The sequence below is a fragment of the Propionibacterium acidifaciens DSM 21887 genome, from assembly GCF_000426605.1.
Taxonomy (GTDB): domain Bacteria; phylum Actinomycetota; class Actinomycetes; order Propionibacteriales; family Propionibacteriaceae; genus Propionibacterium; species Propionibacterium acidifaciens.
In genome coordinates, this window is sequence record NZ_AUFR01000029.1 from 1 (window position 1) to 20,828 (window position 20,828).

The 20,828-nt window shown below is 73.9% G+C and carries 14 protein-coding genes; 4 read left to right on the forward strand and 10 right to left on the reverse strand.

What is annotated here, in order from left to right; translation table 11 throughout:
- On the reverse strand, positions 1-221 hold a 221-nt coding region (locus K336_RS15845; protein ID WP_043150789.1), incomplete at its 3' end, for a hypothetical protein.
- A 221-nt stretch (positions 222-442) separates the two neighbouring features.
- Complete coding sequence (locus K336_RS0109890) at positions 443-1,273, reverse strand: spermidine synthase (RefSeq protein WP_051245640.1); 831 nt, start codon at positions 1,271-1,273, stop codon at positions 443-445.
- Positions 1,274-1,498: 225 nt separating this feature from the next.
- On the opposite strand from K336_RS0109890, the gene K336_RS0109895 reads away from it, so the two are divergent.
- Entirely contained in the window at positions 1,499-1,681 is a 183-nt protein-coding gene (locus tag K336_RS0109895) for an Rv0909 family putative TA system antitoxin (protein ID WP_021796505.1), read from the forward strand.
- Positions 1,682-2,087: 406 nt separating this feature from the next.
- On the opposite strand, the gene clpB is transcribed toward K336_RS0109895, so the two are convergent.
- Positions 2,088-4,697 carry an ATP-dependent chaperone ClpB gene (gene clpB / locus K336_RS0109900; RefSeq protein ID WP_028706933.1) on the reverse strand — a complete coding sequence of 870 codons (2,610 nt, stop codon included), beginning with the start codon at positions 4,695-4,697 and terminating at the stop codon, positions 2,088-2,090.
- Between the two features lie 243 nt (positions 4,698-4,940).
- Here clpB and K336_RS15850 point away from each other — a divergent pair, with 243 nt between their 5' ends.
- A complete protein-coding gene (locus K336_RS15850; protein WP_051245642.1) occupies positions 4,941-8,129 on the forward strand; it encodes a BTAD domain-containing putative transcriptional regulator in 3,189 nt (1,062 codons plus the stop codon).
- A gap of 288 nt (positions 8,130-8,417) precedes the next feature.
- On the opposite strand, the gene K336_RS0109910 is transcribed toward K336_RS15850, so the two are convergent.
- Positions 8,418-9,266, reverse strand: a complete 849-nt coding sequence (locus tag K336_RS0109910) for an ABC transporter permease (protein WP_021796617.1) — start codon at positions 9,264-9,266, stop codon at positions 8,418-8,420.
- Positions 9,263-10,336 (reverse strand): daunorubicin resistance protein DrrA family ABC transporter ATP-binding protein, encoded by a 1,074-nt coding sequence (locus K336_RS0109915; protein WP_028706935.1) that lies wholly within the window; start codon positions 10,334-10,336, stop codon positions 9,263-9,265. The genes K336_RS0109910 and K336_RS0109915 overlap by 4 nt, the downstream gene beginning before the upstream one ends.
- 285 nt (positions 10,337-10,621) lie before the next feature.
- Here K336_RS0109915 and K336_RS0109925 point away from each other — a divergent pair, with 285 nt between their 5' ends.
- Positions 10,622-11,515 (forward strand): sulfurtransferase, encoded by an 894-nt coding sequence (locus K336_RS0109925; protein WP_051245644.1) that lies wholly within the window; start codon positions 10,622-10,624, stop codon positions 11,513-11,515.
- A gap of 340 nt (positions 11,516-11,855) precedes the next feature.
- Here the strand turns inward: K336_RS0109925 and K336_RS0109930 are convergent, their stop codons facing one another.
- From K336_RS0109930 to K336_RS0109940, 3 genes are all read right to left on the reverse strand, one after another.
- Positions 11,856-13,910 carry a PTS fructose transporter subunit IIABC gene (locus K336_RS0109930; RefSeq protein WP_028706938.1) on the reverse strand — a complete coding sequence of 685 codons (2,055 nt, stop codon included), beginning with the start codon at positions 13,908-13,910 and terminating at the stop codon, positions 11,856-11,858.
- Between the two features lie 162 nt (positions 13,911-14,072).
- Positions 14,073-15,029 (reverse strand): 1-phosphofructokinase family hexose kinase, encoded by a 957-nt coding sequence (locus K336_RS0109935; RefSeq protein WP_021796622.1) that lies wholly within the window; start codon positions 15,027-15,029, stop codon positions 14,073-14,075.
- The gene (locus tag K336_RS0109940; protein ID WP_021796618.1) at positions 15,026-15,787 is read right to left on the reverse strand and encodes a DeoR/GlpR family DNA-binding transcription regulator; all 762 of its coding nucleotides are present in this window, start codon (positions 15,785-15,787) and stop codon (positions 15,026-15,028) included. The genes K336_RS0109935 and K336_RS0109940 overlap by 4 nt, the downstream gene beginning before the upstream one ends.
- Before the next feature lie 609 nt (positions 15,788-16,396).
- On the opposite strand from K336_RS0109940, the gene K336_RS0109945 reads away from it, so the two are divergent.
- Positions 16,397-17,962 (forward strand): aspartate:alanine exchanger family transporter, encoded by a 1,566-nt coding sequence (locus tag K336_RS0109945; protein WP_028706939.1) that lies wholly within the window; start codon positions 16,397-16,399, stop codon positions 17,960-17,962.
- A gap of 230 nt (positions 17,963-18,192) precedes the next feature.
- On the opposite strand, the gene K336_RS0109950 is transcribed toward K336_RS0109945, so the two are convergent.
- On the reverse strand, positions 18,193-18,918 hold the full coding sequence (locus K336_RS0109950) for a hypothetical protein (RefSeq protein WP_123825977.1): 726 nt from the start codon (positions 18,916-18,918) through the stop codon (positions 18,193-18,195).
- 151 nt (positions 18,919-19,069) lie between these two features.
- Entirely contained in the window at positions 19,070-20,518 is a 1,449-nt protein-coding gene (locus tag K336_RS0109955; RefSeq protein WP_051245651.1) for an APC family permease, read from the reverse strand.
- Between the last annotated feature and the right edge of the window lie 310 nt (positions 20,519-20,828).

Genomic DNA, 20,828 nt, shown 5'->3' on the forward strand with positions numbered 1-20,828 from the left:
CCCTCGCCCTGCCCGGACTGCTCAGACGCAGAACCAGACCGCTCCTGCTCAAGACCGTCCTGCCCGAGCTCATCCGCCAGGGACCCGTCCTGCTCGGACTCGACATGCTCGGGCTCGGGCTCGGACTGCTCGGGTTCTGGTTCAGGCCGATCCTGCCCGGAATCGGTCTCGGGCCGCTCGGGCTCGTCCTGCTCGCGCCCGCTCTGCTCGTGGTCGGCCATGACCCCAAGCTTAGGCTGAACGCCCCGGCAGCGGCGGGCCGCCGGGCCACCGCTCGGCCGCCCGCCCAGCCGCAGCCCCGACGGACGGGAGAAGTCTCGGAACGAGCGCTGACGAACGGAAACCGCAGAATTCGGCGCCTCCAGCGGTCGCAGGATCAGAAGCCCACCTCAGGACCAGGGACCCCGCAGGGCCCGCCGCCGAGGCGGTCACGAGCAGACGGTCACGAGAAGTGCGTCCTCGCGTCGTCGGGCACCGGGCTCGGCACGGGTGCCGCGTCGTCGAAGGGCTCGGCGCGCCCGCGCCACCGCCGCAGCTGCTCGCCGTGGATCCAGCGGTACGGGAAGACGGCCGAGCCGCTCCTGCGGACGAGGCCGTCCATCGGCAGGGGCCGGTTCGAGGCGAGCACGACGAGGTTTCCCATGCGCCTCCCCTTGAGGATGGCCGGTTCGGAGCTGAGGGCGAGTTCCCCGAAGCGTACCGCCGCCCCGGCCAGCACAGTGCAGGTCCAGCCGAACGGCCTGACGTCGGTGATGTTGAGCGCGACGACGCCGTCGGGGGCCAGCACGCGGGCGTACTCGGCGAAGGCCTGCGCGGTGACGAGCTCGCCGGGCACCGACAACTCGGCGAAGGCGTCGACGATGATGACCCGCGCGTAGTCCGCGCGCATGGCGCCCAGCCCGGTGCGGCCGTCCTGGGGGCGCACCTTGATGCCCGAGCGCGGCGGCAGCGGCAGCCTGGCGCGCACCTCGGCGGTCAGCTCTGCATCGGGCTCCAGGACGATCTGCGGCGAGGTCGGCCGGGTGTGCGCGACGTAGCGGGCCAGCGTCATCCCCGCGCCGCCCACGTGGACGACGCGGAAGCGCTCACCGGCCGGCGCCCAGAGGTCGAGGAGCTCGCAGATGCGCTCCATGTAGGGGAACTCGACGTGCGCGGGGTCGGCCGGGTCGACGAAGGAGTGCTCCACCCCGGAACCGGCGACGACGAAGGCGCCGGGCACGTAGCGGTCGGGCACGACGTGGAGGGCGGAGCCACCCTCTGACCGGTCGGTCATCGCATCCCCCTTCCCGCTCGCGCCCCGGCCGGCGGAGCGTCGGATGCCTGTGCGCACCGGGGCACCGGGGCACCGCCGGTGGTCGCGCTCCGATCACCGGGGCCCGGCCAGGCTACGCCCCGACGGCATCCGACGTTCGCGGCACTGGCGACGGAGCCCCCCGGCTGGCACGATGGGCCCGAGGCGCCGCAGGGCGCTCCGCACTCGTCAACGAAGGGAAGCATCATGGCTCTGGACGACTTCGCGAGGAAGGCCGAGGACGCGCTCCACGGCGACAAGGCCGAGCAGGTCAGCGACAGCATCATCGACAAGGCCCGGGAGGCCGCGAAGAAGGTCACCGGCGGCGGATTCGACGAGAAGATCGACGAGGCCGCGGACAAGGCCGACAAGGCGATCGGCGACGAGTGATCGTGTGAGGGGGAGGGGCCGCGCCCGGCGGGGTGCGGCCCCTCCCTCATTCCCCCGGCTTCCCCCGACGCGGCGTCGACTCCGAGACGGTGTCGGCGCAGGAGCAGCCCTCGGATGCGCGGCCCCGCACCCGCCGCGGCGCCTGGCACCGTTCATCGTCCCGGCCACGTCTCGGGACGGCACGCGCCGTCCCCGTCCCCGGCGATGTGATGTGAGGTGGACGCTCGGCACGTTTCCCCATGGGCCGTCCCGCACCCGGCGGACGCCGAGACGGGCCCGGCGGGATCATGCGGGTCCTGCGCCGTACGCCCCCTCGGCGCCCGGCGGACGCAGGAGCGGGGCGCCCACCGGTCGGTGGGCGCCCCGCCTCATCCCACAGGGGACGCGTAACAGGAGGGACCGCGCATCAGCCCTCCTGCGAGCCCTCGCCGGTCGTCTCGGCGATGCGCAGGCCGGTGCCGGCCCCGTCCTCGTCGAAGCGGACCGTCTGCCCGTCGGTGACCGCCCCGGACAGCATGGCGCGGGCCAGCTGGTCCTCGATGGTGGTCTGCATGAGCCGGCGCAGCGGACGGGCGCCGTAGACCGGGTCGTAGCCGGTGGACGCGAGCCAGTTGCGGGCCGCGTCGGTGGTCTCGACCGTGATGCGGCGCTCGGCCAGGCGCCTGTTGAGCCGGTCGAGGTTGATCCCGACGATGCGGTCGAGGTCGTCTCGGCTCAGCGCGTCGAAGAGGACCATCTCGTCGAGCCGGTTGAGGAACTCGGGGCGGAAGGCCTCGTGCACGACGGCCATGACCCGCTCGCGGCGCTCCTGCTCGCTGAGCGCCGGATCGGCCATGTACTGCGAGCCGAGATTGCTCGTGAGGATGAGGATGACGTTGCGGAAGTCCACCGTGCGGCCCCGGCCGTCGGTGAGGCGGCCGTCGTCGAGCACCTGGAGGAGGATGTTGAAGACGTCCGGATGGGCCTTCTCGATCTCGTCGAGCAGCACCACCGAGTACGGGCGGCGCCGCACAGCCTCGGTGAGCTGGCCGCCCTCCTCGTAGCCGACGTAGCCGGGCGGGGCGCCGACCAGGCGCGAGACGGTGTGCTTCTCCATGTACTCGCTCATGTCGATGCGCACCATGGCCGTCTCGTCGTCGAAGAGGAACTCGGCCAGCGCCTTGGCCAACTCGGTCTTGCCGACGCCGGTGGGTCCGAGGAACATGAACGAGCCGGTCGGTCGGTTCGGGTCGGAGATGCCGGCGCGGGCGCGCCGCACGGCGTCGGAGACGGCCTGCACGGCCTTCTTCTGGCCGACCAGGCGGGCGGCCAGACGGTTCTCCATGTCGAGCAGCTTGGCGCTCTCGCCCTCGAGCATCTTGCCGACGGGGATGCCCGTCCACGCCGAGACGACCTCGGCGATGTCCTCGCTCGTGACCTCCTCGGAGACCATCGAGGTGCGCTGGCCGTCCTCCTCGGCCGCGGTGGCCTCGTCGAGCTGCTTCTCGAGGGCGGGGATCTCGCCGTAGAGGATCTGGCTGGCGCGGGCCAGGTCGCCGTCGCGCGTGCAGCGCTCGGCGTCGGTGCGCAGGGCGTCGATCCGGGTCTTCAGCTCGCCGACCCGGTTGAGCCCCTCCTTCTCGGCGGCCCAGCGGGCCTCCAGACCGCGCAGCTCCTCCTCGGCGTCGGCCAGCTCCTGGCTCAGGTGGGCCAGGCGGGCCTTCGACGCGGGGTCGTCCTCCTTCTCGACGGCGAACTGCTCCATCGTGAGGCGGTCGACCTGGCGGCGCAGGTTGTCGATCTCCTCGGGGCTCGAGTCGATCTCCATGCGCAGCCGGCTGGCGGCCTCGTCGACGAGGTCGATGGCCTTGTCGGGAAGCTGGCGGCCGGTGATGTAGCGGTTCGACAGCTGGGCGGCGGCGACGAGCGCCGAGTCGGTGATGCGCACCTTGTGGTGGGCCTCGTAGCGCTCGCGCAGGCCGCGCAGGATCGCGACGGAGTCCTCGACGGTGGGCTCGCCGACGTAGACCTGCTGGAAGCGGCGCTCTAGGGCCGGGTCCTTCTCGATGTGCTCGCGGTACTCGTCGAGCGTCGTGGCGCCGATGAGGCGCAGCTGACCGCGGGCGAGCATCGGCTTGAGCATGTTCGAGGCGTCCATGGAGCCCTCGGAGGCGCCGGCGCCGACGACCGTGTGGAGCTCGTCGATGAAGGTGATGATCTGGCCCTCGGCCTCCTGGATCTCCTTGAGGACGGCCTTGAGGCGCTCCTCGAACTCGCCGCGGTACTTGGCGCCGGCGACCATCGAGGACAGGTCGAGCGAGACGAGGCGGCGCCCGCGCAGCGAGTCGGGCACGTCGCCCTTGACGATGCGCTGGGCCAGGCCCTCGACGACGGCGGTCTTGCCGACGCCGGGCTCGCCGATGAGCACCGGGTTGTTCTTGGTGCGGCGGCTCAGCACCTGGGCGACGCGGCGGATCTCCTGGTCGCGGCCGATGACCGGGTCGAGCTTGCCGTCGGAGGCCTCCCTGGTGAGGTCGACGGAGTACTTGTCGAGCGCGCTCTCGCCTCCCTCGGCCTCGGGGCTCGTGATGCGCCGTTCGCCCCGGCCGTCGTTGAAGGCCTTCTCCAGGCCGTCGGCGCTCACGCCGGCGCCGGTGAGGATGGTCTGGGCCTCGCCGGGCACGGAGGCGAGGGCGATGAGCAGGTGCTCGGTGCTCACGTACTGGTCGCCCATCCGGTCGGCGCGGTTCTCGGCGTCGGCCATGACGCGCGCGAACGAGCCCGACAGCTGGGGCTGCGAGACGGACGAGCCGCTCGTGCTGGGGAGCCTCTTGACGGCGCGCTGGGCCTCGGCGTCGATGCGCGCCGGGTCGGCGCCGACGCCGGTCAGCAGCGGGCCGACGGAGTTCTCGGGCACCATGAGCATGGCATGCAGCAGGTGCACCGGCTCGGCGGTGGGGTTGCCCTCGGTGAGGGCCAGCCGCACGGCGGTGGTGACCGCGTCGCGGCTCATGGTGGTCAGTTTCTCGGTGTCCATGAGTCCTTCTTCCAGGGGCATTGACTGAGTTGAGTCTACCTCACTCAACCTTCGCCGGGGATGCTCTATTCCTTCCGGGGCGTCCGATTCCACGGGATCGGGCGTCCCCTCCTCGCACGTGGGATGATGTGACCCGCTGGCACCGCGACGACCTCGCCGGCCGCGTCCCCTCCTCGCGCGTGGGATGCGCGTGGGATGATGGCGCAGTCCGTTCCCGGCTCCTCGACCCCTGGAGGCTCATCAATGGTGCAGCCCGGCACGGCCCCCGGGACGCCCCCGGCCGGCGGGCCGGCGCGTCTTCGTCTGCTCGACGAGCCGCCCTCCTGCGACGGGCGCCCGCTCACCGGGCGCGCTGCGGCGCTCGTCCACGCCCTCGCCCTGGCCGAGGGCTCCCCCGTGGGCCAGGACGAGCTCGTCGAGGAGCTGTGGCCCGACGTCCCGCCCGGACACCCGCACCAGTCGCTGCAGACCGTCGTCTCGCGCGCCAGGGCCCTGCTCGGCACCGACGCGGTGGCACGACGCGGCGCGGGCTACGCGCTCGCCCTGGCCCCGGACGACGTCGACCAGGCCCGTCTGCTGTCGCGGGCCGGGCGGGCCGTCGCCGCGCTCGAGGCGCGGGACCCGGCGGCCGCGGTGGCGCTCACACGAGCCCTGCCCGCGGTCCCCGACGGCGGGGACGACATCGGCTCGCCGCGCGGGGCCGTGCTCGCCAGGGCGCGCACCGCCCTGGCGGACTGCCTCCGCGCCCGGGCCCTCGGCCTCGACGCCCTCGGCCGCTACGGGGAGGCCGCGCCCCTCCTGCGCGAGCTCGCGGCGGAGCTCCCCGGCGACGAGGCGCTCCTGGCGGCCCTCGTGCGCTGCGAGGCCTGGACCGGCTCCCCCGCCGCTGCGCTGGAGCGCTACGAGAGCCATCGGCGCCTGCTCGACGAGCGCGGGGCCGTCCCGGGCCCCCTGCTCAGGGCGGCCCACGAGGCGGCCCTGGCCGCGGAGAACCCCGTGAGGCAGGGGCTGCGGCCGCGCACCGGGCCGCTCCAGGGACGTGAAGCCGATGTGCGCGCGGTCGCCGACGCGGTGGCGGGCCGCCGTCTCGTGACGATCACGGGTCCGGGCGGAGTCGGCAAGACGAGCCTCGCCCAGGAGGTGGCCTCGCGCTCGTTCTTCCCGGTGGTGAGGGTCCTCACCATGACGGCGCTCGCCCCGGGGCCCGCTGAGCCGTCCGGGGCCCGGTCCGGTGCGGACCGGGCCGATGCGGCCCGGCGCCTCGCGCAGGGGATGCTCGGCGCGATGAACCAGCGCCCCCGGGCCGGCGAGGACCCCCGCGCCGCCCTCGCACGGGCCGTGGCGGCCCCGGGCACCTTCCTCGTGCTCGACGACTGCGAACAGCTCGTCGAACCCCTGGCCGACCTCATCGGGCCGCTCCTGCAGGCCCGGCCGGGCCTGCACGTCCTCGTCACGTCCCGGCGGGTGCTGGACCTGGCCGCCGAGCACGTCCACCGGCTCGCCCCGCTGACCGTCGAGGCCTCGAAGGCGCTCTTCCGGGAGCGGGCACTCGCCGCGCGCCCCCACCAGGAGCTCGACGACGCGGACCTGAACAGACTGCTGCCCGCCCTGGAGGGCATACCGCTGGCCATCGAGCTGGCCGCCGCGCGCACGCGGATCATGTCGGTCGGCCAGGTCGCCGACCGGCTCGTCGGGAGTCTCACGGGTCCGGGCGGCCCCCGGGACCTGCCCGAGCGCCAGCGCACGCTCACGGCCGTCATCGAGTGGTCCCTGCGCCTCCTGTCCGAGGAGCAGCGCCGGGCCCTGTCCCGCTGCGCCCTCCTCGGGGACGGGTTCACGCTGGACACGGCGGAGGCGGTGCTGGGTCCCGAGGCGGCCGTCCTCGTCGACGCCCTCGTCGCCCACTCCCTCCTGGACGTCGACACGGCCGAGCCGCCGCGACTGCACATGCTCGCCTCGATGCGCGAATTCGTGCTCGACGCGCTCCGCGGCGACCCGGACGAGGCGCCGGCCCGGGACGCGGTGCGCGGATGGGCGCTCGGTCTCGCCGAGAGGGTCCTCGCCCCGGCACGGGCGGACGGCGAGGTCCCAGGGGGAGACGGGCCCGCCGAGCTCCTCCTGGCCGAGGAGGCGAGCCTCGTGCTCCAGCTCGGCCGCGCCGCCGGCGACGACGGGAGCCCGCCGGCGTGGGAGGACGCCCTCGTGCTCGGGGCGGCGCTACTGGCCTGCTGGTCGTCGAGCTGGTGCTACAGCCAGGTCGCCACGTGGATTCCCCGTCTCCTCGGGCCGGCGGCCACGCCCGCGCCGGACATGCGCGGCAACACCGCCCGGATGCTCATCCTCCACCGCGCCACGACGAACGCCTGGCTCCTGGGGCCGCTGCCCGAGTCGGTGCGCTCGCGCATCCCCGAGGCCTTCGCCGGCGAGGGCGCCTGGCTGGCGGGCATCCGCCGTTTCGTGCGCACTCCCCCGGACGAATGGCCGGCGCTCGCCGAGGACGAGGACCCGTGGACCGCCTGGGCGGCCGGCTGCCGCGTCGTCATGGACCTGGAGAACCGCGGCGAGCTCGCCGCGGCCCTGGCCCTCAACCGCTCCCTGCTCGCCCGGATGCGGGCCGACGGGCTGCCGGGCGGGCAGCTCCTCGAGCTGGAGCTCGACGGCCTGCGCCTCGTGCTCGAGACGGGCGACTACGCGGCGGCGCACCACGAGTGCACCCGGCTCCTCGACGAGGTCGGGAGCACGGCCCTGCGGGGCATCCACGTCGAGGCGCTGCGGCTCCAGCGCGCGTGCTGCGAGGTCTACCTCGACCCGAGCCCGGAGAGGGCCGATGCGCTCCTGGCCAGCGGCTCCCGCCTGCGGGTCCCCGGCATGGCGGCCTTCGTGACGGCCTTCCTCAGCGGCGAGATGGAGCTGCTGCGCGGCCGGCCGCGCGAGGCTGCCCTCACCCCCAGGGCCTTCCTCGAGCGCATCGGGGCCGATCCGGCCATCCCGGCGGCCAGCCCGTGGGAGGTCTACGGCATCGCGACCTGCCTGGTCCTCGACTGCGAGCTCGACGAGCGGACGGCGGCCGAGCTCGAGGCTCCGGCGATGCGGCGCCGCGGCCTGCGCGCGCTGGGGCGGATCCTCCAGGACCCCGCCGCCAGCCGGTTCGACCTGCCGACGACGTCGGCGCTGGCCTGCGCGGTGGGGCTGTCCTGCGCCCTGGCCGGGCCGCCGGGCGAGGTGGCCGGGGCGCAGCTGCTGGCCGTCGCCCTGGCCTGCGGGCCGAACCAGACCTCGCGGCTGCTCTCGCGGCCCGAGCTGGAGCGCCGGGCGGGCCGGATCGACCCCCGGGCCCGGGAGCGGGGCCGGCGCCGGGCCGGCCGGGTGCCCCGCGAGGGGCTCGTCGACGAGATGCGGCGCCTGAGCGGCGAGCTCGTCGGCCTGCTCTGAGCCCGGTGCCCGCCGGCCGCGACCGGCACCCCCCGTCAGACCCGCCCCGTCGACCCCCGGCATCAGCGCCGGCATTCGACGCCACATGCCCGCCGGACCCCATCAGATCCGCCCTCGTCGACCCGCCAGAGCCCATCGGGCGCCCGCCCGCGGCCGCCCGATGCGGCCCAGCCGCGCCGACGGGGCGGGCGCGACGGAGCCCTCCTCGGCCGCTCGAGGGGGAGGACCCGGTTCCCGGGCCCCGCGCACCGGACGCCTCGCCCCCGGCGCCTCCCGTTCACGCGCCGCTCATGACGCGCTCGGCCTCTGGTAGCGCCGCACGGTGAGGGGCGCCGCGACGACCACGATGACGAGGCAGCCCAGCACGGCCCACCGCAGGTCACCGGCGGTCCCCGTCCCGGCCGTCCCGTCCAGGGCGTAGCGCAGGGCGCTCACCGTGTAGGAGACCGGATTGTGCTCGGCGAAGACCTTCAGCCAGTGCGGCAGGGTGGCGATGGGCACCATCGCATTGGACAGATAGCACAGGGGGAACAGGAGGATCGTGTTGAAGCTCGTGACCGCCTGCGTCGACGGGAAGAGCGTGCCCAGCAGGAGGAAGAGCCACGAGATCGCCCAGGCGCAGCCCGTGGCCAGGACGACCGCGCCGAGGCCGCCCCACCAGCCGCCGCCCGGCCGGTAGCCCATGACGACGCCGGTGACGAGGGTCAGGGCGCTGCACACGCCGTAGCGCAGCAGATCGGTCGTCATCGGGCCGAGCAGCGGGGCCAGCCGCGACATCGGCATGGCGCGGAAGCGGTCGAAGACCCCCTTGTCCATGTCCTCGCGCAGGTCGACCCCCACGCTCTGGCAGGTGGTGAGCACATTGGTCATGATCAGCCCGGGCACGAGGATGGGCAGGTAGCTCCGCACGTCGCCGCTGATCGCGCCGCCGAGCAGCTCGCCGAACATGACGGTGAACAGGACCGGCTGGATGAGGACGTCGAAGAACTCCGCCGGGGTGCGCAGCATCGTGAGCCACGAGCGCCACGCCATGGCGGCGGTGTCGGACGCCAGGCGGGACTCGGCGAAGCGGCGGGCTCGCGGGCGGCGGGTGCGGGTGGTCAGCAGGCCGGACGGGGGCCGGACGATGGTGCTCATGCGATCTCCTCGGTGTCGGTGTCGGTGTCGGTGTCGGCGGCGGGCGCGTCGTGGGCGTCCGGGGCGGGGTCGTGGCGGGTCAGGGCGAGGAAGACCGAGTCGAGGCTGGGCCGGTCGACGGAGACGGACACGGGGGCGAGGCCCTCCTCGCGCAGGGCCACGAGCACGTCCGTCGCCGCCGCGGAGGCGTCCTCGGGCAGGGGGACGTGCACCCTGCCGGCGGTGCGACTGGCCGGGGCGTCCTCCCCCGTGAGCGCGGTGATGATCCGGACCGCCCGCTCCTCGTCGGCGGGGGCGGGGAACGTGAGGACGAGCGTGGAGGAGCCCACTGCGTCCTTGAGCTCGTCGGCGGTCCCCTCGGCGATCATGCGCCCGTGATCGATGATGCCGATCCGGTCGGCCAGGCGGTCGGCCTCCTCGAGGTACTGGGTGGTGAGCAGGACCGTGGCGCCCCGGGCGACGAGGCCCTCGACGACGTCCCACATCTGCTCGCGGGTGCGCGGGTCCAGCCCCGTGGTCGGCTCGTCCAGGAAGATCAGGGGCGGCGCGGCGACGAGGGAGATCGCCAGGTCGAGGCGACGGCGCATCCCGCCCGAGTAGCCGTGGACCTGCTTGCCGGCGGCGTCGGCGAGGGCGAAGGCCGCCAGGAGCTCGTCGGCCCGGGTGCGGCAGTCGCGGCCCGACAGCCCGGTGAGTCGGGCGAACAGGCGCAGATTCTCGGCGCCGGTGAGGTTCTCGTCGACGCTCGCGTACTGGCCCGCGACGCCGATGGCGCTGCGCACCCGATGGGGCTCGCGAAGCAGGTCGTGCCCCATGACGCTCGCCTCGCCCGCGGTGGGGCGCAGCAGCGTGGTGAGCATCCTCACCACGGTGGACTTGCCCGCGCCGTTGGGCCCCAGGAGCCCGTAGACGGTGCCCTCGGGCACCCTCAGGTCGAGGCCGTCGACGGCGATGAAGGACCCGAAGCGGCGCCGCAGGCCTCGGGCCTCGATCGCCAGGGGGGCGGGATCGTGCGGGGAGCCGTCCGGAACCGTGCCCCTGGACTGCGTGATCGGTGTTGTCGTGCTCATGACCTCCACACTGGCCGGCACCGCTTTCACGGCGCTTTCACCCCGCTTCCACCGGGCGCGGGCCCGGGCCGGGGAGCCCCACCGGGACGATGCCGGTCAGCGCTTCGGCCTCCTCGGGCGCGGGCCCGGATTCCGCCTCCTCGGCGCCGAGATCTGCTCGGCCGCCCCGCCCGCGGGTCCGGGCCGGGGAGCGGCCGTGGAGGAGCGGCCCGGTCGCCAGTACGCTGACTCTGACGGGGCGCGCTGAATCGGGCGGAGCGCCGTCGCCGCGTGGAAGGAGCACCGATGAGCGACACGGCACCGGGGAGCACCGCATCAGTCGCCACCGGTCCGCCGGCCGGGGCGCCCGCGCTGGTGGACGTCGGCTGGCTCGCCGAGCACCTGGACGAACCGGATCTGGTGGTGCTCGACGCCACGATGGGCCCGGCGCCGTCCTCGCCGCGCATCCGCGGCGCCCGATGGTTCGACCACGACGTCGCCATGGCCGCACCGGGCTCGGGGCTCCCCCACACCCTGCCCTCCATCAGCCGCTTCCAGGAGCAGGTGCGCCGCCTGGGGGTCGACGAGGCCAGTCGCGTCATCGTCTACGACGGCGCCGGGATCTTCTCCTCGCCGCGGGCGCGGTGGATGCTGCGCCGGGCCGGCCACCGGCGGGTCAGCGTCCTCGACGGCGGCCTGCCCGCCTGGTTGGACGCCGGCGGCCCCACCGAATCCTGGCCCGCCGGAGCCGATCCCCACGAGGGGCCCGAACCGGGCGACTTCACGGCGAGCGGCTCCTTCGAGCCGGCCGTCGTGCCGATGGAGGAGCTGGCGGGGCTGCTGGCCGATCCGGGCTTCGTCGTCGTCGACGCCCGCTCCCACGAGCGCTTCACCGGAGCGGTGCCCGAGCCGCGCCCCGGCCTGCGGGCCGGGCACATGCCCGGCGCCGTCAACGTGCCCTTCACCGAGCTGCTCGTGGACGGGCGCACCATGCGCGGGCCCGCCGAGCTGCGTGCGATCCTCGACAGGGCGGTCCCGGCGGGCACCCGGCCGGTCGCCTCCTGCGGCTCCGGGGTGACGGCGACCGTCGTCCTGCTGGCCCTGGAACTGGTCGGCCGTGACGACGGGCTGCTCTACGACGGCTCCTGGTCCCAGTGGGGCGGCTCCGACGGCGGCGAGGTCGTCACGGGCGAGACCTGAGGAGCCGCGCCGGGGCGGGCACCGCCCCGGCGCCGTCGGTCACGAGCGGCCCCTGACAGATCCCATGGATCGATCCGAGCCGCGCCGAGTCATCGGACCGACCGGTCTCGCGTCCCGAATGCGTCCGTGAGCGCTCACCCGCGGACTGCGCACGAACAGACGCCCACGACAGCGGTTCAGGAACGAAAACCGGCGCCGAGGCGCCCTTCTCCCGGTCCCGGCGGCGGGCTGCCGGGACCGCCCTCCCCCGATGGCTGCGACCCCACCGCCCCGCACCGGGACGGCGAGGGGGCCGGCGGAGCTTGCGCCCTGCCGGCCCCCTCGCCGAGGATGATGCGGTTCAGGCGGTGACCACCGCCGAGGCGTCCTGCCCCGCGACCGCCTCCTTCCTGCGCCAAGCGATGCCCTTGAGCAGGGTGACGAGCAGCCCGGCGACGACGGCGCCGACGGCGATCGCCAGGACGAAGGCCCAGAAGCGGTCGATGGCGAAGAACACGAAGATGCCGCCGTGCGGGGCCTTCGAGGCGGCGCCGAGCGCCATCGACAGCGCACCGGTGACGGCGCCGCCGGCCATCATCGAGGGGATGACGCGCAGCGGATCAGCGGCCGCGAACGGGATGGCGCCCTCGGAGATGAACGAGGCGCCGAGCAGCCAGGCCGCCGTGCCGTTCTCGCGCTCGGCCGCCGTGTAGTACTTCGGACGCAGGGCCGTCGACAGGGCCATGGCCAGCGGCGGCACCATGCCGGCGGCCATCGTCGCGGCCATGACCTTCATCGAGCCGATGTTGACCACGTTGAGGTTCGTCGTGGCGAACAGGTAGGCGGCCTTGTTGACAGGCCCGCCCAGGTCGAAGCACATCATGAGGCCGAGGATGATACCCAGGATGACCGCCGAGGCCCCGCTCATGCCCGACAGCCCGTCGTTCATGGCGGTGGTCAGCCAGGCCAGCGGGCGCCCGAGGACGACGTACATGAGGCCGCCGGCCACGAACGAGCCGACGAGCGGGATGATCACCACCGGCATGAGCCCGCGCAGCCAGCGCGGCGGGTTGAGAGTGGTGAACCAGTAGGCGACGAGACCGCCGACCAGGCCGCCGACGATGGCGCCGATGAAGCCCGCTCCGGTGAGCGAGGCGACGGCGCCGGCGACGAAGCCGGGCGCGATGCCGGGGCGCTCGGCCAGGCCGAAACCGATGTAGCCGGCCAGAGCCGGCAGCAGGAAGCCGAAGGCCGCCTGGCCGATGGCGAAGAGCACGGCGCCGATGTAGGTCATGACCGGTGAGCCGCCCAGGGCGTGGCCGGTGGCGTCCGGCAGGTTCGCGAGGCTGTTGCCGAGCGCGATGTTCAGGCCGAGGGCCTGGTTGCCGTCCTTGACACCGAGCTCGTAGCCGCCGAACAGGAAACCCAGCGCGATGAGCAGGCCGCCGGCCGCGACGAAGGGGATCATGTACGAGACGCCGGTCATGAGGGCCTGCTGGATGCGCTTGCCCCAGCCGAGCTGCGACTTCTCCTCCTCGGCGTCGGCGCCGACCGCCTCGGCGGCGTGCACCCGGTGGGCGTGCGGGTCGTCGATGGCGGCGACGGCCTCGGCGACCATGGCGTCGGGCTCGTTGACGGCCCGTTTGACGCCGGACTCGATGACGGGCAGCCCGGCGAAGCGGCTGCGGCCCTTGACGCCCACATCGGTGGCGAAGATGACGGCGTCGGCCGCCTTGATGACCTCCGGCGGCAGGGGCTCGTAGCCCGAGGACCCCTGGGGCTCGGCCTGCAGGTCGACGCCGGCCTTTCTCGCCGCCGCGGTGAGGTAGTCAGCGGCCATGTAGGTGTGGGCGATGCCGGTGGGGCACGCGGTGACGGCGACGATGCGCGCCGTCGAGGAGCCGGGGGCCTTCTCCGCCGGGGAGGAGGCCCCGGGGGCCGGCGCGGGTGCCGCGGCACGGGCCGGCGGTTCGACGACGTCGCGCACCAGAGTGACGATCGCGTCGGCGTCGGGGGCCTCGCGCAGCGCCTGGACGAAGTCCTCGTGCACCATCGCACGGGCCAGTTTCGTGAGCAGCTTCATGTGCTCCTCGCCGCCGTCGGTGCCGGCCGCGATGAGGAAGATGATGTCGGCCGGGCCGTCCTTGCCGCCGAAGTCGACGGGGCGCGAGAGCCTGGCGAAGCCGAGCGAGGACCTCGTGACGGCCTCCGAGCGGCAGTGCGGGATGGCGAAGCGTCCGGGCATGCCGGTGGGGAACTTCTCCTCGCGGGCCAGCGCGTCGCGCGTCAGCCCCGCGGCATCGGCCCGGCCGGCCCCGCCGATGATGCCGGCGAGGGCGGTGATGACCTCGGTCTTTGTCGAGCCGAGATCGACGTCGAGGGCGACGATCTCCGGCACGATGATGGATTCGGACATGAACGATTCTCCTAACCAGGGTGCGACCGACGGACGAACCGGATCGGGGCGCACCCACAGGGATCGGGTGCGGTCTGGACACGCCGCGTGGCGGCGGCTGACGGTGTCGCCGGAGGGGCGGCGATGCGGCGGGCGGCGCCGCTCCTCCGGCGGGGCCGCGGGTCAGACGGCGGTGACGCGAACCTGCACGCGCGCCGCCAGTTCGGGGTCGGGAATGGTGGATCCGGGCAGACCGGCAGCGGCCGTGCCCCAGGCGACGGCCCTCGCCAGGGCCGCGTCATCGTCGGCGTCGGCGGCCAGCCCGATGAGCAGGCCCGCCAGCGAGGAGTCCCCCGCGCCGACGGTCGACCGCACCTCGATGGGTGCGGCGAGCCCGTGCCAGGCGCCGTCCGCGGTGACGAGCAGGGCGCCCGCGCCGCCGAGCGTCACCATGACGCGCTCGATGCCCTTGGCGACGAGGCCGCGGGCGTTCTCGAGGACGACGCCGAAGTCGCCGTGCGAGGCGGCCTCCTCCATGGCGTCGCCGTCCCCACCGCAGATCCGGGCGAGCTCGGTGGAGTTGGGCTTGATGAGGTCGGGGGCCGCCTGGGGCAGCGCACCGGCCAGGGCGGCGAGCGGGGCGTCGGAGGTGTCGACGGCGATCCGCGCGCCGCTCGCGCGCAGGGCGGCGACCATCCGCGCGTACCAGTCGACGGGCAGGCCCGGCGGCAGGGAGCCGCTCATGACGATCCAGTCGGCGCCGACGGCGGCCTCGCCGACGGCGGCCTCGAGGCCGGCGCGCTCGTCCGCGTCGAGCCCGGCGCCGGGCTCGTTGAACTTCGTCGTCGTGCCGTCGGGCTCGGTGACCGTCAGGTTCGTGCGCACCGGGTGGGCGACGGGCACGCTGAGGTGGTCGATGCCGGCGGCGGCCATGCCCGTGAGCAGCGGGTCGTGCTCGGGCGCGGGGACGACCGCCCGGGTCGGCACGCCGGCGTTGCGGAGGGCCCGGGAGATGTTGACGCCCTTGCCCGCCGCGACGACCGAGATGTCGGACAGGCGGTGCACCTGGCCGCGGACGATGGGGGACGCCAGGGCGGCGGAGCGGTCGAGGCTGGGGTTGGCGGTGACGGTGACGATCATGCGCAGACCACCTTCAGGTCCTTGTTCCGGATGACTTCGAGTTGACGCTGCGGGATGCCGGTGTCGGTGACGAGGACGTCGACGTCGTCGAGGGCGGCGAAGCGCACCGTGGACTCGGCGCCGATCTTGCGGGCGTCGGCGAGCACGACGACGGTGCGGGCCGCGCCGATCATGGCGGTCTTGGTGGCCGCCTCGTCCATGTCGGGCGTCGACAGGCCGTGCTCGACGGACAGGGCGTTGGTGCCCATGAAGGCCACGTCGACGCGAAGCCGCTCGAACTCGGCGGCGTTGCCGACGGTGGCGGACGTCGTGCCGCGCAACCGCCCGCCGATGAGGCGCACCTCGCAGCTGGTGCGCGCGCCGACGAGCGCGGCGATGGGGGCCGAGTTCGTGAAGACGACGTGGTGCGAGCCGGCGGGCAGGCGGGCGGCCAGCCGCCCCACCGAGGAGCCGGCGTCGAGCAGGATGGTGCCGCCGTCGGCCGGCAGCTCGTCGACCGCCCGGGCGGCCATGCGCTCCTTCTCCTCGACGGCCGAGGCGTCACGGGTGTCGAGCGGCGCGTCGCCCAGCTGGTCGAAACCAGCGGGGATCGCGCCGCCGTGGACGCGCCGCAGCAGGGACCGGGCGGCGAGCTGGTCGAGGTCGCGGCGGATCGTCTCGGGGACGACGCCGAGCTGCGCGGAGGCCTCGGCCACCGAGACGCGGCCGCTCTGGCGCGCATGCTCGACGAGCCACCTGTGGCGCTCCTGCGGGTACATGGCCCACCTCCCGTCATTGGGATCATCGCCGGTGCGGGGCCGGGGCGCCCGCACCGAGGGACACGCATCGGCCCGCCTCGGGGAGCGACTGCGCCCGTGGCCGCAGCCCCGTGGACGACGACCCGGCATCCCCGCCGGCCCCGACGAACCGAATGTTACTATGCGTTGGATTCTAGTGCCTGGTTCGAGAGAAAGCCAGCCTTTTTCCGACATGAACTCACGAATCCCAACACAGGGGCTCCGAGATGGGCACTCCGGCTCCGGCACCGACCCGTTGCCTCGTTGGTCGCCCCGTTCGCACGACGCGAGCCGGCCCGGGGCATCACCGCCCGTCGTCATGCCCGGCCCCCGCGCGCAGCGGACCGAATCGGACATGCCGCCGGTCAGGCCGCCTATCGCGGACCGGCCCCCGCGCGCAGCGGGCCCCGGGCCTCGCGCCGACCATCGTCCCCGGGCCCCGTTCGCGCGCGGCGAGGCGGGCGCCGTCCTCCGCCTCCGGGGTCCGGCCGCGCCGGGACGTAGGATCGAACGGTCCGCAGCGCAGTGGCCCGGCCGCCGCGCCGGTCCCGCCGCCCACGGGCACCCCGGAACCGACCAGTCAGGGCCAGGATGATCGACTTTCTCGCCGCACACCCGCTCGTCACCATCATGGGCGTCCTCGCCCTCGGGGCGCTGCTCGGCCAGATCAGGTTCGGTCCGCTGCGCTTCGGCGCGGCCGGCGCGCTCTTCGTCGGCCTGCTCGTCGGCATGCTCGACCCCCGGCTCGGCGAGGGCATGACGCTCGTGAGGCAGCTCGGCGTCGTCCTGTTCTGCTACACGGTCGGCCTGTCGGCCGGCTCGACCCTCCTGTCGGACCTGAGGCGCCAGTGGGCGCTCATGGTGGCGAGCATCGGCGCCCTCGTCGTCATGGCGGCCACGGGGCTCGCCGCGGGCCGGGCCCTCGGCCTGACACCCGCCCACGTCAGCGGGCTGTTCGCCGGCGTGCTCACCTCGCCGGCCATCGACGCCGCCCAGCAGGCCACCGGCAACTCCCCCGACACGCTCTTCGCCTACGCCGTCTCGTACCCGACCGGCGTCGTCGTCGCCATGGTCGTCGTCGCCGTGGTCGCCACGCGGCGCTGGCCGGGCCGGCGCGACAACGTCTCGATGGCCGAGGCCGGCATCAAGGCCGTGAGCACCAGGGTCACCCGCGACGCGCGGATCGAGGAGATCCCCGGCTGGCCGTCGAGGATCCGCATGAGCTATCTGCTGCGCGACGGCCAGATGCGCGTCATGAGCCGCACGGACGAGCTGCACGCCGGCGACGAGGTGCTCGTCGTGGGCATGCCGGCCGACGTCAACGCCGCGGTCGGCTTCCTCGGCTACCGCACCCGGCACGTGCTCACCGAGAACCGCCGCGATGTCGACTTCCGCCGCTTCGTCGTCTCGAACCCGCGCCTGGCCGGGCGCGCCCTGGGCGACCTGGACGTGCGCGAGCAGTGCGACGGCATCGTCACCCGGGTGCGCCGCGGCGACCTGGAGATGCTCGCCACCGACGACCTCGTCCTGCAGCCCGGCGACCGGGTGCTGGCCGTCGTGCCCCGCGGGCGTCTCGGCGACGCGCAGGACTTCTTCGGCGACTCCGAGGCGGGCGTCTCGCAGGTGGACGCGCTGACCCTCGGCATGGGCATCGCCCTCGGCATGCTCGCCGGCGCCGTCGCGGTGCCGCTGCCCGGCGGTCTGCGCTTCAGCCTCGGCGCCGCGGCGGGCCCCCTCGTCGTCGGCATGGTCCTCGGCGCCCTGCACCGCACCGGGCCCTTCCGCTGGGACCTCCCCCATGCGACGAACCGGATCCTGCGCCAGCTCGGCCTCATGATCTTCCTCGCCTGCGTCGGCCTGGCCACCGGCCCGGCCTTCTCGTCGAAGCTGCTCACGTGGGACTGCCTGCGGATCGTGCTCGTCTCGGCCGGCTCGCTGGCCCTCGGCGGCGCCGGGCTGCTGCTCGCCGCGCGCCGCCTCGGCCTGTCGGCGCAGCGGGCCACCGGCGGCTTCGCGGGCTTCGTCGGCCAGCCCGCGGTGCTCGGCTACGCGAACTCGCTCGTCAACGACGAGCGCATCGACTCGGCCTACGGGGCGCTCTTCGCGCTGGGCACGGTGGTCAAGATCCTCCTCGTGCAGCTCATCGCGCTGGCGTGAGCGCAGGGACCGGCCCGGCCACGGCGCGCGGGGCGGGCCCGCCGGGTTCGACGGCCGCCAACGCGCGCATCGCCGCGGGCCGCGGTCCGCGGCGAATGCACGGGCAGAACGCCCCCGGCCCAGCCGCAGCCGGGCTGCGCGACCATGACGCGGACAACGCACGAGCGGGGCGCCCACCGGCCGGTGGGCGCCCCGCTCCGTCCGGCGCTGTGCGAGGAACGGCCGGCGCGTCAGCCGCCGCTGCCGTCGACGACCTGGTCGCCAGGGGGGGCCGGCTGGGCGGGCACGGCGTTCCAGTTGTCGAAGGTCAGGTCGCTGGCGCCGTCGGTCATCGACAGCGGCAGGCTCGTGGCCGGGTCGAGGACGAACTCCGTGTTGCGGCCGTCGGTGAGCACGATGGTCTGCGCACCGTCGTCGGTGGTGCCGAAGCTGGAGCGATCGACCGCGCTCGTGTCGAGATCCTTCAGCACGAGGTCGACGAGCGAGCGGGGGATGGTGGACTGGTCCAGCTTCGAGGCGCTGTCGGCGCCGACCTTGACCCACTTGTCCTTGATGAGCTCGTACTTGTCGTCGGCGAGCTTGTTGGTGACCTTCCAGTAGGTCTCGTTGCCGCGCACCCAGGTGGTGCCGTCGGCGACGGAGACCTCGGCGAACGAGTCGCCCTCGGTGAGGGCGGCGTACAGGTTCGAGCCGTCGACGGCGCCGAGGGCGTCGATGGTGCGGGTCGTCCCGGACTGGTCGATGCGCTGGACGTCGACCACGTGGACCGACGAGGCCTGCGCGATGGCGTCGTTCATCTGGTCGAGGAGCGTCTCGGAGGCGACGGTCGGGGTGGGGCTGGCGCTGGAGGGCGTGGCCCCGCCGGCCGAGCCGTTCTTCTCGGAGCTGCACCCGACGAAACCGGTCACGGCGAGGACCCCGGCCATGAGGGCCGCCGCGCAACGCGTCTTTCTCATACTCCTCCTCGACGGATGGGATCTCGTGCCCCGATCCTCCCACATCCGCCCGCGGGGGCGCCGCGGGCCGCCCGGGGGATCGTCACGGCATGAGCGGGTGGAGGCCCGACGCGAGGAGGCGCTTCTCGCCGAGCCCTCGTGACCGGCCCTCTCAGTCCCGGTACTCGCGCACCCGTCGGCCGCGGATGTAGCCGACGAGGGCGAGCAGGACGATGAAGGCCAGGGTGCCCAACGTGAGGGCCTCGAAGGAGGCGTACGAGACGCCGGAGGCCTGCGAGAAGTCGTAGCCGACCCCGAGGAGCGTCTCGAGCGTGCCGGGGAAGATGCTCACCCACGAGCCGAGCGCGACGAAGGCCGTCGTGACGAGGCACAGCGCGCAGAAGACCCAGTCCGGGCCGGGCACGCGGAAGGGCCGCACGACGTCCGGCTCCGAGACGCGCAGCTTCATGGCGGCCGGGATGACGATGAGATAGCTGAACAGGTAGGTCGTGATCGAGACGCCGAGGACGACGTTGAAGAGGGCGGCGCTCGAGCCGGTGAGGCTCATGGCGGCGATCATGAAGGACGTCGAGACGACGCCCGAGAGCAGGTTGACGCGGACCGGGGTGCCGAGCCTGGGCTGGAAGCGGCCGAAGAAGCCGCCGAAGAACGAGCCGTCGGCGGCGGCCATGGCCTGCATGCGGTCGGACATGATCATCCACGCCGCGCCCTGGCCGATGTTGGCCAGCGTGAACATGACGACGGCGATCGTCATCATGACGGGGGCGGCCGGGCCGTAGACCGAGAAGACGGTGGACACGGCGGCGAGCAGGCCCGAGATGCCGTCGATGCGCCCCGGCGGGATGACGAGGAGGATCGTGAGGACGGGGATCGTGTAGAAGACGCCGGCCATCGCCGAGGAGCGCAGCACCGAGACCGAGACGTCGCGCTGGGCGTCCTTCATCTCGCCGGAGGCGCTCGAGGAGCTCTCGAAGCCGAGGAAGGCGAACAGCAGCAGCGGGATGAGGGTGATGAAGCCCTCCCGGGTCGGGGCGAAACCGCTCCGGGTCAGGGGCTGGACGCCGTTCTCGAGGGCGTGGACGACGGCCGTGGCGACGAAGAGGCCGATGAAGCCGAGCTTGAAGAAGGCGCCCACCGTCGGGATCCACTTGGCCCGCGACAGCGACAGGATGGCTGCCAGCACGGTGATCCAGATGAAGCAGATCTTGAACGCGTAGTCGGGCCCCGAGCCCTCCTCGAAGTGGACGAGGTGGGTGCGGGCGGCCTCGGCGTTGAGGAAGGCCATCGAACCGCCGACCCACACGGGCTGGGTGATCCAGGTGAGGGCGGAGGCGACGGCGGCGACCGGGCGGCCGAAGGCCCGGCGCGACCACAGGTAGACGCCGCCCTCGCCGGGGAAGGCCGAGCCGGTCTCGGCGAAGACGAGGGCGTAGGGCACGAGGAAGAGGGCGATGAGGAAGACGAGCCAGGTGAAGGTCTGGGGGCCCTCGGCCGAGACCGAGCCGAGCATCTCGAGGCCGACGACGGCCGAGAAGATGAGGAAGACGATGTCGAAGCGGCCGAGGGTGCGCTGAAGGCGCCCGGTCTGCCGCTGCGCCATGCGCGTGTCGGTGGAGTGATCGTTCTCGGCCACTGCTGCCCCTCCCGGTCGCGCACCCAGCCGGTGCGTCGTCCCGCCGTGCTCCGCCCCGAGCCTCACGGGGTCACGCGCAGCATCGTAGGCCCTCGCCGGGCCGCGTGCCGCCGCCGTCCGGGCCCGCGGGACGAGCCGGGGAAGATTCCGAGGACCGAAGTCATGGAGGACCTCGCGGCCGATCGCGCCGCTCAGCACATGAGCCGTGAGCGGATCAGGTCACGGTGCAGCTGGGATGACCGGAGAAGCTCAGCGTGCGTCCCGGACGCCGTCAAAC

What these genes read in the sequence shown, in the direction of transcription:
- K336_RS0109890 (WP_051245640.1), bottom strand. Translation starts at nt 1,273, where the DNA reads ATGACCGACCGGTCAGAGGGTGGCTCCGCCCTCCACGTCGTGCCCGAC.
- K336_RS0109895 (WP_021796505.1), top strand. Translation starts at nt 1,499, where the DNA reads ATGGCTCTGGACGACTTCGCGAGGAAGGCCGAGGACGCGCTCCACGGC.
- clpB (WP_028706933.1), bottom strand. Translation starts at nt 4,697, where the DNA reads ATGGACACCGAGAAACTGACCACCATGAGCCGCGACGCGGTCACCACC.
- K336_RS15850 (WP_051245642.1), top strand. Translation starts at nt 4,941, where the DNA reads ATGGTGCAGCCCGGCACGGCCCCCGGGACGCCCCCGGCCGGCGGGCCG.
- K336_RS0109910 (WP_021796617.1), bottom strand. Translation starts at nt 9,266, where the DNA reads ATGAGCACCATCGTCCGGCCCCCGTCCGGCCTGCTGACCACCCGCACC.
- K336_RS0109915 (WP_028706935.1), bottom strand. Translation starts at nt 10,336, where the DNA reads ATGAGCACGACAACACCGATCACGCAGTCCAGGGGCACGGTTCCGGAC.
- K336_RS0109925 (WP_051245644.1), top strand. Translation starts at nt 10,622, where the DNA reads ATGAGCGACACGGCACCGGGGAGCACCGCATCAGTCGCCACCGGTCCG.
- K336_RS0109930 (WP_028706938.1), bottom strand. Translation starts at nt 13,910, where the DNA reads ATGTCCGAATCCATCATCGTGCCGGAGATCGTCGCCCTCGACGTCGAT.
- K336_RS0109935 (WP_021796622.1), bottom strand. Translation starts at nt 15,029, where the DNA reads ATGATCGTCACCGTCACCGCCAACCCCAGCCTCGACCGCTCCGCCGCC.
- K336_RS0109940 (WP_021796618.1), bottom strand. Translation starts at nt 15,787, where the DNA reads ATGTACCCGCAGGAGCGCCACAGGTGGCTCGTCGAGCATGCGCGCCAG.
- K336_RS0109945 (WP_028706939.1), top strand. Translation starts at nt 16,397, where the DNA reads ATGATCGACTTTCTCGCCGCACACCCGCTCGTCACCATCATGGGCGTC.
- K336_RS0109950 (WP_123825977.1), bottom strand. Translation starts at nt 18,918, where the DNA reads ATGAGAAAGACGCGTTGCGCGGCGGCCCTCATGGCCGGGGTCCTCGCC.
- K336_RS0109955 (WP_051245651.1), bottom strand. Translation starts at nt 20,518, where the DNA reads ATGGCGCAGCGGCAGACCGGGCGCCTTCAGCGCACCCTCGGCCGCTTC.